Origin of the sequence: Streptomyces sp. NPDC056160 (assembly GCF_042268205.1) — a bacterium.
GTDB lineage: Bacteria > Actinomycetota > Actinomycetes > Streptomycetales > Streptomycetaceae > Streptomyces.
Genome location: NZ_JBHJUW010000199.1, coordinates 1 through 12130 on the forward strand (window position 1 = coordinate 1; position 12130 = coordinate 12130).

At 72.0% G+C, this 12130-nt stretch carries 9 protein-coding genes and 1 pseudogene; 4 read left to right on the forward strand and 6 right to left on the reverse strand.

Features of this window, described 5'->3' with window-relative positions; translation table 11 throughout:
* Positions 1 to 128: 128 nt before the first annotated feature.
* The 3 genes from ACFC02_RS38965 to ACFC02_RS38975 form a co-directional block, all read right to left on the reverse strand.
* Positions 129 to 524, reverse strand: a complete 396-nt coding sequence (locus ACFC02_RS38965) for a helix-turn-helix transcriptional regulator (protein WP_360970110.1) — start codon at positions 522 to 524, stop codon at positions 129 to 131.
* A 103-nt stretch (positions 525 to 627) separates the two neighbouring features.
* Entirely contained in the window at positions 628 to 2577 is a 1950-nt protein-coding gene (locus ACFC02_RS38970; protein ID WP_376367152.1) for an amino acid transporter, read from the reverse strand.
* 241 nt (positions 2578 to 2818) lie between these two features.
* Positions 2819 to 3382 (reverse strand): hypothetical protein, encoded by a 564-nt coding sequence (locus tag ACFC02_RS38975; RefSeq protein ID WP_376367154.1) that lies wholly within the window; start codon positions 3380 to 3382, stop codon positions 2819 to 2821.
* 236 nt (positions 3383 to 3618) lie between these two features.
* On the opposite strand from ACFC02_RS38975, the gene ACFC02_RS38980 reads away from it, so the two are divergent.
* The gene (locus tag ACFC02_RS38980; protein WP_376367156.1) at positions 3619 to 5133 is read left to right on the forward strand and encodes a glycoside hydrolase family 43 protein; all 1515 of its coding nucleotides are present in this window, start codon (positions 3619 to 3621) and stop codon (positions 5131 to 5133) included.
* A 157-nt stretch (positions 5134 to 5290) separates the two neighbouring features.
* On the opposite strand, the gene ACFC02_RS38985 is transcribed toward ACFC02_RS38980, so the two are convergent.
* The gene (locus tag ACFC02_RS38985; protein WP_376367158.1) at positions 5291 to 5497 is read right to left on the reverse strand and encodes a DUF5999 family protein; all 207 of its coding nucleotides are present in this window, start codon (positions 5495 to 5497) and stop codon (positions 5291 to 5293) included.
* 420 nt (positions 5498 to 5917) lie between these two features.
* Positions 5918 to 6502 carry a hypothetical protein gene (locus ACFC02_RS38990; protein WP_376367160.1) on the reverse strand — a complete coding sequence of 195 codons (585 nt, stop codon included), beginning with the start codon at positions 6500 to 6502 and terminating at the stop codon, positions 5918 to 5920.
* Between the two features lie 557 nt (positions 6503 to 7059).
* On the opposite strand from ACFC02_RS38990, the gene ACFC02_RS38995 reads away from it, so the two are divergent.
* Together ACFC02_RS38995 and ACFC02_RS39000 are read left to right on the forward strand one after the other, a co-directional pair.
* The gene (locus tag ACFC02_RS38995; protein WP_376367162.1) at positions 7060 to 8580 is read left to right on the forward strand and encodes a glutamate--cysteine ligase; all 1521 of its coding nucleotides are present in this window, start codon (positions 7060 to 7062) and stop codon (positions 8578 to 8580) included.
* Between the two features lie 293 nt (positions 8581 to 8873).
* Positions 8874 to 9674, forward strand: coding sequence for a CPBP family intramembrane glutamic endopeptidase (locus tag ACFC02_RS39000; RefSeq protein WP_376367163.1), 801 nt, complete (start codon positions 8874 to 8876; stop codon positions 9672 to 9674).
* 23 nt (positions 9675 to 9697) lie between these two features.
* Here ACFC02_RS39000 and ACFC02_RS39005 read toward each other — a convergent pair whose 3' ends face one another.
* The gene (locus ACFC02_RS39005) at positions 9698 to 10507 is read right to left on the reverse strand and encodes a PhzF family phenazine biosynthesis protein (RefSeq protein ID WP_376367166.1); all 810 of its coding nucleotides are present in this window, start codon (positions 10505 to 10507) and stop codon (positions 9698 to 9700) included.
* A 567-nt stretch (positions 10508 to 11074) separates the two neighbouring features.
* Here ACFC02_RS39005 and ACFC02_RS39010 point away from each other — a divergent pair.
* A pseudogene (locus ACFC02_RS39010) lies at positions 11075 to 11619 on the forward strand (ATP/GTP-binding protein); the annotation flags it as partial.
* Positions 11620 to 12130 lie beyond the last annotated feature (511 nt).

Below are 12130 nucleotides of genomic sequence, written 5' to 3' on the forward strand. Positions count from 1 at the left end.
GGCGCTCCCGTGAGGGAGAGCCGGGGCGGAGCCCTTCTGCATGGCCCGGTCCTCTTGTGCGAGCCCGGCCCCTTCGTGCGGGCCCAGTTCTCTTGCGTGGGCGTGGGCGGCGGCCCCGGCGGGGCGGCTCAGGTCCGGTCGATGTGCACGTTGGTCGACTTCACGCGGGCGGTGGCCTCCACACCGACCTCCAGGCCCAGTTCCTCCACCGCCTCCCGGGTCAGCAGGGAGACCAGGCGGTGCGGGCCGGCCTGGATCTCGACCTGGGCCGCGACATCGCCGAGTTTGATGGCGGTCACGATGCCGGGGAAGGCGTTGCGGACGGAGGTGTACGAGGGGTCCTCCTCGCCGCCGCCGGTCCCGGCCAGCTCCACCGAGAAGGCGGCGAGGTCCCGCCCGTCGATGAGCCGCCGTCCGCTCTCGTCGCGGTGCGTGGCCACCCGGCCCGCGTCCGCCCACCGGCGGGCGGTGTCCGGACTGACGCCGAGGAGACGGGCGGCCTGGCCGATGGTGTAGGACTGCATGCCGGTCACGATAGGGCCCCGCGGCGGTGCCGCGGACGCAGGGGCGGCCGCGAGGCGGCGCGTCAGCCATGGCCGGGCGGCCGCCGGCCGCTGGACGGCGGGTTCAGCCGGTGTGGACGCGGGGGCGCTTCGCGCGGTCCGGTTCCGCCTCGCGCAGCACCTCGCGGGTGACCGGGGCGACCTCGCCCTGTCCGAAGAGGAAGAAGCGCAGGAAGTTGCGGAACGGGTTGCCCTCGGTCCACTCGAAGTAGATGTGCGGGGTGTGGCCCGTCGTGTCGCGGACGTGCAGGAGGAGGGCGGCCAGGGCGTTCGGGATGGAGGAGGACTCCAGGGTCAGGACGCGGTAGCGGCTGTGCAGGACCTCGCCGCGCACCCTGAGGCTCGTCTCGAACTCGGAGGGGTCGGTGACCGTCACCTCCGCGAACACGAAGTCCTCGGTGTCCGAGATGTCGTTGTCCGCGCGGATCTGCTCGATCTTGGCGCGGTACTCGGCCTTGTCCCGCCGGTCGGGCTGGTTGGCGATGAACCGGATCTTGCGGCTGGCGATGTCCCTGACGAAACGTTCCGCCATGTCGTCGAGCGTCACGCTGGTCACCCGCAGCTCGAAGGCGCGGGCCAGCCGGGACAGCAGCGAGACCAGGATGATCCCGGCGATGAAGCAGGCACCGATCTTCACACCGTCGGGGCGCTCGATGACGTTCACGACGGTCGTGTAGAGGAACACGGTCGAGATCACCGCGAAGGCCACGGTCCACTTGCGCTGCCCGGCCTTGTGGGCGGCGATGGTCACCGCGATCGCCGCCGAGCTGATCAGCACGAGCACACCGGTGGCGTACGCACCGCCCTGCTTGTCGACGTTGGCGTCGAAGATCCAGGTGACCAGGAAGCCGATCAGGGTGAAGACGATGACCATCGGACGCACCGCGCGGGCCCAGTGCGGGGCCATGCCGTAGCGGGGGAGGTAGCGCGGCATCAGGTTGAGCAGCCCGGCCATCGCGGAGGCGCCCGCGAACCACAGGATCGCGATGGTCGAGATGTCGTACACCGTGCCGAAGGCGCTGCCGATGTACTGGTGCGCCAGGTACGCCAGCGCGCGCCCGTTGGCCTTGCCACCGGGCTGGAACTCCGGGGCCGGGATCAGCAGGGTGGTGATGAAGCTGGTGGCGATCAGGAAGCAGCTCATGATCAGCGCGGCCGTGGTGAGCAGCTTCCTGGTGTCGCGGATCCGGCCGGTCGGCCGCTCCTCGGTGTCGTCCGGGTTGCCCTTCACGTGCGGCATGACGGCGACACCGGTCTCGAAGCCGGACAGGCCGAGCGCGAGTTTGGGGAAGACCAGCAGGGCCACGCCGACCATGGCGAAGACGCTGCTGTGCTGCGTCGTCAGGGCACCGGTCCAGTCGGTCACCAGGTGGCCCGCGGTGATGACGCGCCACAGGCCGACGACCACCACCACGACGTTCAGGGCGAGGTAGACGCCGACCAGGACGACCGCGACGCCGATCGCCTCCAGGAAGCCCTTGAGGAAGACCGCGCCGAGCAGCGCCAGCAGGATCAGGGTGATCAGCATCTGGTGGCTCTGCAGCGCACTCGTCAGGTGGGGGTTCTCCACCAGGTGGGTCGAGGCGTCGGCGGCCGACAGGGTGATGGTGATCAGGAAGTCCGTGGCGGCGAAGCCGAGCAGGGTCAGGACGAACAGCTTGCCCTGCCAGAACGACAGCAGGCGCTCCAGCATCGCGATCGAGCCCTGGCCGTGCGGGCTCTCCTCGGCCACCCTGCGGTACACCGGCAGCGCGCCCGCCAGGGTCACGAGGACCAGGACGAGCGTGGCGACCGGCGACAGCAGGCCGGCCGCCAGCGCCGCGATGCCCGGCTGGTAGCCGAGGGTGGAGAAGTAGTCGACACCCGTCAGGCACATGACCCGCCACCAGCGCTGCCCCTTGTGCGGGGGCTCGGGCGCGGCGTGCGGCGCCTGCTGCACGCCCTTGCCCATGTCGGACAGGCCCTCCAGCATCCATGCGCGCAGACGACTGGGAGGGTGTTCGGTGGTGGCCATCGGCCCTGCTCCTGAAGTGCGGCTCAGCCTGACGGCCGGATCGGCGGGGGAATCCGGCCGACGTGCGGACGGAGCACCAGCGTATGCGGAGAGTGACGTACCGGCCCACGCCCGCCGGGGTGGGCACGCGTCAATCTTCCGTTAAGAACGGCCGCGGCGCCGCCGCTGACGCCCACCTGGGCGGACGCCGAAATGCTCCGGAGCCGCGGGCGCTCCCGGGCACCGGCAGGGACGTGCCTCTTCAGGACTCCATCCCGGAGATCCGGAACACGGCCAGCGCCGTCTCACCCTCCACCCGCTCGGCCAGGTCGCGCAGCGCGCGCTGCCCGCACCGCAGGCTGCCGCGCGCCGCCGACTTCCGGGCGTCCTCGTCGAACCGGCACCACAGTGCGGGGTTGTCCACCAGGATCCGCGGGTCGACCTCGACGCGGGCGCCGCACGCGTCCCGCAGGACCAGCCGTCGGGAGACGCCGTCCACGACGCGCACGGAGACCAGCAGGTCCGTACGCACCCGCCGACGGCGCAGCGGCGCGCGGGTGGCGAGCCAGCCCTCGCCGGCCGAGACCCGGGGTGGGCAGAGCACGGCGAGCAGCAGCACCGCCAGGGCGAGCCAGAGCACAGCACGCCCCCAGGTCAGGGCGCCGGTGCACCCGTCGATCGCCAGCAGCAGGCCGAGCAGCGCCACCGCGCACCGGAGCGCGGTGTGCAGATCCCGTGCCCAGTGGCGGTCGCGGACCGTCGCCGCCGGGGCGGGCCGCCGCGGGGGTGTACCCGTGTCCGGCCGTGTGTCGGAGCAGTGCCTCATGTCGTCGACGCTAGTGCGCGCCCGGGGCGGGAGCGACGCCCCTTGACACGCTTCTGACGTGGCGCCGTCCGTTCTTGACGCCACCGCAGCGCGGGCCCCTCGTCGCGCCCCGGCCCGGGTCCGGGGCGCTTGGCGCAACGATCTTGTCCGTGCCCCGGGCCGCCCCTACAGTGCGACTTCGCAAGGTTCGTCGAGCGCGTCGAAAATTTCGCGGCGCAGGAAGGAGGCCGGGGCCCGTGCGGACGTACGACAACCCGGTGATCCCCGGTTTCCACCCCGATCCCAGCGTGTGCCGGGTCGGACAGGACTACTACCTGGTGTGCTCCAGCTTCGAGTACTTCCCCGGTGTCCCGCTGTTCCACAGCCGTGATCTGGTCCACTGGCGGCAGCTCGGCAACGTCCTGGACCGGCCGGGGCAGCTGCGCATGCCGGACGACCTGCCCGCCTCCGCCGGTGTCTACGCCCCCACGATCCGGTACCACGAGGGCCGCTTCCACGTGATCACCACCGGCGTCGGTGGCAGCGGGAACATCCTCGTCACCGCCGACCGGCCCGAGGGGCCGTGGTCGGACCCGGTCCTGATCGACCTGCCCGGCATCGACCCCGACCTGGCCTGGGACGACGACGGGACCTGCTGGTGCGCCGTGGCGGGGGTGGGGCTGGCCCGTATCGATCCAGTGACGGGCGAGGTGCTCGAAGGGCCGATCGACGTGTGGTCGGGGACCGGCATGCGCGACCCCGAGGCGCCCCACCTGTACCGCGTCGGCGACTGGTGGTACCTGCTCCTGGCCGAGGGCGGCACCGCGCACGGCCACAGCGTCTCGGTCGCCCGGGCGCGGTCCCCGCGAGGTCCCTACGAACCGGCGCCGGACAACCCGGTCCTCTCCCACCGCGGCACGGGCCTCCCCGTCCAGTGCACCGGCCACGCCGACCTCGTGCAGGCCGCGGACGGCACCTGGTGGATGGTGCTGCTGGGGACCCGGCCCGGGGGGTACTTCCCCGAGTTCCACGTGCTCGGCCGGGAGACCTTCCTGGTGCCGGTGGAGTGGGTGGACGGGTGGCCGAAGGCCGGTCCGGTCCGCGAGCGGCACCCGGCCCCGGCCGCCTGGCACCCGCTGCCGCCGGAGCCGGTCCGGGACGACTTCGACGGGTCCGTCCTGGCGCCGTGCTGGATCTCCCCGCGCAGCAGGCCGGACGACTCCTGGTCGCTGGACCGCCGCCCGGGGTGGCTGACGCTGACCGCGACCGGCGACAGCCTCGACCGGCCAGGCCACACCCTGGTGGGCCGCCGGCAGCAGCACCCGGACTGCCGTACGGCGGCCCGCGTCGATGCGGGGTCGGCACGGGCGGGGCTGTCGGTCCGCATGGACGAGGCGCACCACTACGACCTGGAGATCCACGGCGGTACGGCGAGCGTGATCGCCCGCATCGGGCCGGTGCGGCAGCGGATCGCCGAGCACGCCGTACCGCCCGGCCCTCTCGTCCTGCGCGTGGACATCCGCACGTCGCACGTGCCGCCACCCACGGTCACGGCCGCGGGTGGGCGGGCGCCCGGCCTGCGGGCGGGCGGACCCGACGCGGTCGCCTTCGCGGTGGAGAGCCCAGCGGGAACGGTACGGCTGGCCGAACTCGACGGGCGGTACCTGTCCACGCAGGTCGCCACCGGCTTCACCGGCCGGGTGATCGGCATGTACGTCACCGAGGGCAGTGCGGCGTTCGACTGGTTCGCGTACGAGGCCGGGCCCGCGTGAGGCGGTGAGGGCGGGAGCGGAGCCCGGAGGGGGCGTGACCGGCAGGCCGGCCCGTCGGCGGCACCCGTGTCATGCGGCGGGGCCGGTTCGCACGCGGCGTGCGGGCCGGCCCCTCGTGGTGCGCGGGCGGCCCGGTGCGCGGCGCCGCCCGTCGTGCTCAGGCGGCGCTCATCACCCGGTCGGCGCCCAGCGGGCGGTGCGGGGCGATGATCTGGCCGTCGGGCAGGAGCTCACCGGTGTCCTCGAAGAGCAGAACGCCGTTGCACAGCAGGCTCCAGCCCTGCTCCGGGTGGTGCGCCGCGAGACGGGCGGATTCCCGGTCGGCGGAGTCGGCTGACGGACACGGTGGCTGGTGCTGGCACATGGGTGGGATCTCTCGCTGTGTCGTGTGGTCCGGGATGGCTGTCGTGTGTGTCCCGCGGCTGGTGGCATTCTCCATGGCCGCCCCCCGTTTGATGATGAGTCGGACTGAGACCAGTGTTGCCCCACGGACGTGATTCCGCAGGAGATTCGCGGCACCGCCTCTCACAGGTTCAAGACGCATCACCCGCGCGAGCGGTTCACGTCGACCGCACGGTCCCTTCGGATGGTTCGAGGGGGCCTGATGGGGCTAGTCCGCCAGGGCCACCGGACTACGCGGCCTTCCGGGCCGTCGGCCCGCCGTCCGCCCCGGGAGCGCGCCATGACTCCCGTGGGCGGGTTTCCGGCCGTACGCGCAGTACCCCGCCGCCGGAGTTCCGGCGGCGGGGTCCGGGGCGGGGGACGGGGGAAGGGAGAAGGGGCCTCAGGCGGGTGAGCCCATGAGCCGTATGGGGGTCACCCGGTGCATGAGGACGGGGAGCAGGTCGGCGACCCGGTGCGGCACGTGGGCCGGTATCCCGGGCGGGGCGGGCGCCAGCGGCACGAGCAGGTCGGTGGCGGCGGGGTGGCCCGCCGCGCCGTCCTCGGAGAGGTCGCCGTGCAGCCACAGCGTGAGCATGTACAGGCTCGGCATCGACAGCAGGCGCGGCTGGAAGGGCTGCGTCAGGGTCTCCGCCTGCCGTAGGGCGCGCTCGGTCGAGGCGACGTAGGGGCCCTCGAAGAAGTGGGAGAAGGCCCAGCCGTCGGGGGTGAGTCTGGTCTCCGCCGCCGCCACCGCGTGGTCACCGGAGCGGATCAGGAAGCGCCAGCCGGCCAGCCGGGTCTCGGACACCCCCTCGGCGGTGATCCGGTCCAGGACGTGGACGGGCAGCGGGAGTTCGGGGGTCGCCGGGTCCTGTGCGCAGTGGAGGGCGGAGATCCGCGCCTCGCGGACGGCGGTGGGGGAACCGAGCGCCGTGAGGACGGAGCGGAGTGCGGGCGCGGGGGCCGGGGGGACATGCAGCGGCATGGTGGGTCGCCTCTCATTCGACAGGCACGATGGCGCGAGGGCGGGGCGGGGGCGGACGGCGCTGTCAGCTCTCGGGGCAGGGTGGCGGAGCCGGGGGTCCGGTGAACGAGGAGACGGAGCGCGGCCTGCCACATGACCCTTGACGGCACAGGTCCAGGGTCGTGGACGCCGACCTTCTGCCGTGGTGCAGAGTTTATACGACAAATGTTCAGGTGTTGTTTCGTCTACCTGTTTCCGGCGCGGGTGGCAAGGGTTCATTCGGCCGGGGATATGCGGGAATCATCCCGGTTCCGAGCGGGCTCTGCCGCGATGACCTCGGGTTCTGTCCGCGCGGCGGACGGCTCGTTGTCGTCGGCGTTTTTCACGAGTTCCGCTGGGCACCCGAAACTGCTGGGTGGGCCATGCCCCGTGAATGTGCCTCCGGACACTTGAGACCAGGGTAGTCGGTGCGGAGTAGTCGTGGGACGTTATCGATCGCGTTCGCGGGGCATCATCCCACCTGACCCGGACCCGGCGGCCCGATCCTCAGGCCCGCCCGAGTGAGGAAGGACGCTGCGATGGGGGAGAAGGTCGTGGCAGGCCAGTTCGACCTGTCCGATCGCAACCGCTACCGCGACAAGCTCAGGCGGTGCCTGACGGGGCTGGAGCGGCTGCTGGACGAGAAGCGGTTCGACCGCCCCAAGAACCTCATGGGGCTGGAGATCGAATTGAATCTCGTGGGCTCCGACGGGATGCCTAAAATGCTGAATGCGCAAGTACTCGAGCGCATCGCCAGTCGCGACTTCCAAACAGAACTCGCCATGTTCAACCTGGAAGTCAACATCGCACCGCACCGCTTGGGCGGGCGCGTATTCGACCGGCTCGCGGAGGAACTGAGGACATCACTGGCATATGCCGACCGGAAATCCGGAGAGGTGGACGCCTCCATAGCGATGATCGGTATTCTGCCGACGCTCGACCGGGACGACCTGGTCTCCTCCAACCTCTCCGACGTCGACCGCTACACGTTGCTCAACGACCAGATCGTCGCGGCCCGCGGCGAGGACTTCACCTTGGACATCGAGGGGGTGGAGCACCTCGTCTGCACCTCGAAGTCCATCGTGCCCGAGGCCGCCTGCACCTCCGTGCAGCTGCACCTCCAGGTCACCCCCGGGCGCTTCGCGGACGTGTGGAACGCGGCGCAGGCGGCCAGTGCCGCGCAGATCGCCGTGGGCGCCAACTCGCCCTTCCTCTTCGGGCGCGAGCTGTGGCGCGAGTCGAGGCCGCCCCTGTTCCAGCAGTCCACGGACACCCGCCCGCCCGAACTCCAGGCCCAGGGCGTCCGGCCGCGCACCTGGTTCGGCGAGCGGTGGGTCACCTCGGCGTACGACCTGTTCGAGGAGAACCTGCGCTACTTCCCGGCGCTGCTGCCGATCTGCGACGAGGAGGACCCCCTCGACGTACTCGACGCCGGGGGCGTTCCGAAACTCGCGGAGCTGGTCCTGCACAACGGCACCGTCTACCGCTGGAACCGCCCGGTCTACGACATCGCGGACGGCGTACCTCACCTTCGCGTGGAGAACCGCGTCCTGCCCGCCGGACCGACCGTCACGGACGTGGTCGCCAACGCGGTCTTCTACTACGGGCTGGTCCGCGCGCTCGCGGAGGAGCCGCGGCCCGTGTGGACGAGGCTGCCGTTCGAGGCCGCGGCGGCCAACTTCGACGCCGCCTGCCGGCACGGGATCGACGCCCGGTTCACCTGGCCCCGGCGCGGCCGTTCCTCCGGCACGGTCGAGACCGACGCCGTCACCCTGGTCCGCGACGAACTGCTGCCGCTGGCCGAGACCGGGCTGAACGCCTGGGGCGTGGAGGCGGCGGACCGGGACCGGTACCTCGGCGTGATCGAGGAGCGGTGCCGGCTGAGGACCAACGGCGCCCACTGGCAGGCCGCCACTTTCCACCGGGCCCGGCAGGAGCAGGGCCTGGACCGGGAAGCGGCGCTGGCCGCCACGACCCGGCGCTACTGCGAACTGATGCGCTTGGGCGAGCCGGTGCACACCTGGCCGGTGGGACTCCCGGAGCCGGTGCCACTGGGGTGACATCCGCCGGGGCTGCGGGGCTGCGGGGCTGCGGGGCTGCGGGGCTGCGGGGCTGCGGGGCTGCGGGGCTCCGGGTAGGCGGGTAGGCGGTGGCCGGGTCGCTGGACCGACGGCCTCCGGATCACCGGGGCGGCTGGAGGCGGGCGTGGAGGAGCGGCCGGGAATCGTGCCTGCGGGGTCGTGGAAGAGCCGTCCGGGGCCGGGCCGTCGGTGGCCCGCCCAGGGGGCGGCCGTGCCGGGGCCGGGCGGATCGGGCAAGCTGTGACCTCTCAGGACGTGAACGGGAGGCGCGGGTGCAGGCGGAGGCGGGACCGGGGGCCGATTCCATTCCAGGCGAACGGCTGTCACGGCGGACGGTCCGGGACGAGACACTGCTGGTCCTGGCGCTCTCGCTCGGGGCGAGCGGCGTCTCCGCGCTGATCAGTTTCATCGGATCGGTCACGAAACCCGGCGGCCTCAAGGACCAGGCCGCCACCCTCAACGCCTCCGCCGCGCCCGGCCGCCCCTGGCTCGACCTGGCCTGGCAGCTGTTCGGGATCGCCACCGCCCTGGTGCCGGTCGCCCTCGTCGCGCACTTCCTGCTGCGCGAGGGAGAGAGCCTGCGCACCCTCGGTTTCGACCGGACCCGCCACTGGCCCGACCTCGGCCGGGGGGCCGCGATCGCGGCCGTCATCGGCAGCACCGGCATCGCCTTCTACCTGGCCGCCCGCGGACTCGGCTTCAACCTCACCGTGGTGCCGGAGGCGCTGCCCCCGGTGTGGTGGAAGTACCCCGTGCTGGTGCTGTCCGCGCTGCAGAACGCCGTTCTCGAAGAGGTCATCGTCGTCGGCTATCTGCTGCGCAGGCTGCGGCAACTGGGCTGGACGCCGGGGGCGGCGCTGCTCGCCAGTTCCGCACTGCGCGGTTCGTACCACCTCTACCAAGGCATCGGCGGTTTCCTCGGCAACATGGCGATGGGCGTGGTGTTCGTCTGGCTGTACCGGCGGTGGGGCCGGGTCGGGCCGCTGGTGGTGGCCCACTCGCTGCTCGACATCGGCGCGTTCGTCGGTTACGCCGTGCTCGCGGGGAAGGTGGGCTGGCTGCCGACGGCCTGACCGGCCCGGCCGGGCGCCGGTCCTCAGACGCGCAGTTCCCCCTCGATGACCGTGACCGCGTGGCCGGTGAGCAGGGTGCGGTCGCCGCGCAGCCCGGTGCGGACCAGGCCGGAGCGCGGTGAGGCCTGCAGGCCGGTGAGGTCGGGGCGGCCCAGGCGCTGGGACCAGTAGGGGGCCAGGGCGGTGTGGGCGCTGCCGGTGACCGGGTCCTCGTCGATGCCGACGTTCGGGAAGAAGCACCGCGAGACGAAGTCGTAGCCGCGGCCGGGGTCGTCGGCCCGTGCGGTGGCGATGACGCCGCGCGTCGAGCAGGAGGCCAGTGCCTTGTGGTCGGGGGCCAGGCCCCGGACCGTCTTCTCGTCGGCGAGTTCCAGTACCAGGTCGCCGACGTTCGGGCCGGTGTCGAAGGCGGCGCGCGGCTGGGCGCCGAGGGCTTGCGCGGCGCCGTCGGGGACCTCGACCGCGGTGAGCGGTGCGGTCGGGAAGTCCAGGGTGATCGCGCCGTCGTCGGCGGGCGTGGCGCTCAGGACGCCGCTGCGGGTGGCGAAGCGCACCGGTCCCGGGTGCGTGCCGGTGGTCCGCAGGACATGGGCGGTGGCGAGCGTGGCGTGTCCGCACATCGCGACCTCGGTGGCGGGCGTGAACCAGCGCAGCGCCCAGTCGGCCGCGCCGCCCCCGGGCAGCGGGTGTGCGAACGCCGTCTCGGCGTGGTTGACCTCCAGTGCCACCTGCTGCAGCCAGTCGTCCTCCGGGAAGGCGTCGAGCAGCAGGACCCCGGCCGGGTTGCCGGCGAAGGGGCGGTCGGTGAAGGCGTCGACGATTCGAATGCGCATGCCCTGACGGTAGAGGCCCCGGCGGGCGCCCGGCCAAGGCCAATTCGTGTCCTGCGGACTGGGAGCTTTCGTGTCCTGCGGACTGGGAACTGAGGGGTGCCGGTGGGGACTTCGCAGACGGATTCGGAGACGGGGTCAGGAGAGTGTTCTTGTGAGACGGCTTCACAGCTGACCTGTGCCAGTGATCGCTGATCGATTGCCACTGAAGGATGATCAACGCTGGTTTGTGCCACCGCAGGTTGATCATTCGGTGTACAGGTACGCGGGGGACGTGGTGGGCGGACCTGTCGGTGTGTTCGAAGAGGCTGCCCTTGAGGCCTTTGACCTGGCCTTTTCCGTCAACGGCACGCTCGTGCGCCGATCGCTGGGGGCCAGCTGGGACATGCCGTTCGAGGCTGTGGACCCGGTACGGGAGTTCAGCTGGCGCGAGGACGGTCATGGGTTCGCGGGCTGGTACTACTCGTCGACGATGCGGGATCACGTCGGCTACGAGTCGTGGCTGGAGCGGGACCGGCTGATCCTGCTGGACCGTGATCCGCACGTGGTCGCGATCGCCTCGCAGCCGTTCTCCCGGTCCTGCGAAGCTCCGACATCGCCGACCTCACCGAAGCCGTGGTCGGCGTCTGCACCAAGGCCCGCACCGGCCTCGTCCTGGTCGACGAGATCCACAACATCTCGCTGCCGACCCGCACCGGAGCCGACGCCTCCGGCACACTCAAGTACTTCTCCGTGCGGATCCCGGCGACCTTCGCCTACGCGGGCATCGACATCGAGGACAGCAGCCTCCTGACCGGAACCCGCGGCGACCAGATCGCCGCCGGCTCACGGCAGTGGACACCCACCCCTTCCCCTGCAACACGGAATGGAAGGCCCTGGTCGCCCAACTGGAGGCGAACCTCCTGCTGCACCAGCACAAACCCGGCAACCTCACGCGCCTGGACCGGTTCCTGCACACCCGCTCCGGCGGCATGATCGGCACCCTGTCCCACCAGCTCCGCGGGGCCGCCGTCGACGCCGTCCTCATCGGCACCGAGAAGATCACCAAGGCCGGTCTGCTGGCGGTCGGCCTCGACATCGCCTCCCGCCGCAAGCAGCCCGGCACCGACGGATGACGTCGTCGCCCCCGGACACCGAGGTCGCCCGCCTTCCGTTCAAGGTTCGTCCACGACAGGGTGAAGGAGCCGCCTCGTTCATCACCCGCCTTGCCAAGGCGAACTTCCTTCCTCCCGCCTGCCTGCGCGAATACCTCGCACCGCGTCCAACTCGCCCATCGGCCCAACCCCGGAACCGACACCGGCGTCCCTCGGGACATGCGAAGTCTGCGGGCACCCGCTGCCTCCGGGGCGCGGACAGTCACGACGCCGCACATGCTCAGCACGGTGTCGGCACAGAGCCCACCGCTGGCGCACCCATCCATCCGAAGAACACCGCACTCAACAGACAGCCCCAGCGTCCCCGGACCCCAACCCACCGCCCGAACCCGCGGCTTCACCCACCACGGTCGGGGGGGGGGGGGGGGGCCCCCCCCCCCCCCCCCCCCCCACCCCCCCCCAACCCCCCCCCCCCCCCCACAAAAGCCCCCCCCCCCCACGACACCCCACCCCACACCCCCCCCCCCGCCAC

Excerpts from the sequence above, each read along its gene's own strand:
- ACFC02_RS38965 (WP_360970110.1), bottom strand. The coding sequence starts at position 524 with ATGCAGTCCTACACCATCGGCCAGGCCGCCCGTCTCCTCGGCGTCAGT.
- ACFC02_RS38970 (WP_376367152.1), bottom strand. The coding sequence starts at position 2,577 with ATGGCCACCACCGAACACCCTCCCAGTCGTCTGCGCGCATGGATGCTG.
- ACFC02_RS38975 (WP_376367154.1), bottom strand. The coding sequence starts at position 3,382 with ATGAGGCACTGCTCCGACACACGGCCGGACACGGGTACACCCCCGCGG.
- ACFC02_RS38985 (WP_376367158.1), bottom strand. The coding sequence starts at position 5,497 with ATGTGCCAGCACCAGCCACCGTGTCCGTCAGCCGACTCCGCCGACCGG.
- ACFC02_RS38990 (WP_376367160.1), bottom strand. The coding sequence starts at position 6,502 with ATGCCGCTGCATGTCCCCCCGGCCCCCGCGCCCGCACTCCGCTCCGTC.
- ACFC02_RS38995 (WP_376367162.1), top strand. The coding sequence starts at position 7,060 with ATGGGGGAGAAGGTCGTGGCAGGCCAGTTCGACCTGTCCGATCGCAAC.
- ACFC02_RS39005 (WP_376367166.1), bottom strand. The coding sequence starts at position 10,507 with ATGCGCATTCGAATCGTCGACGCCTTCACCGACCGCCCCTTCGCCGGC.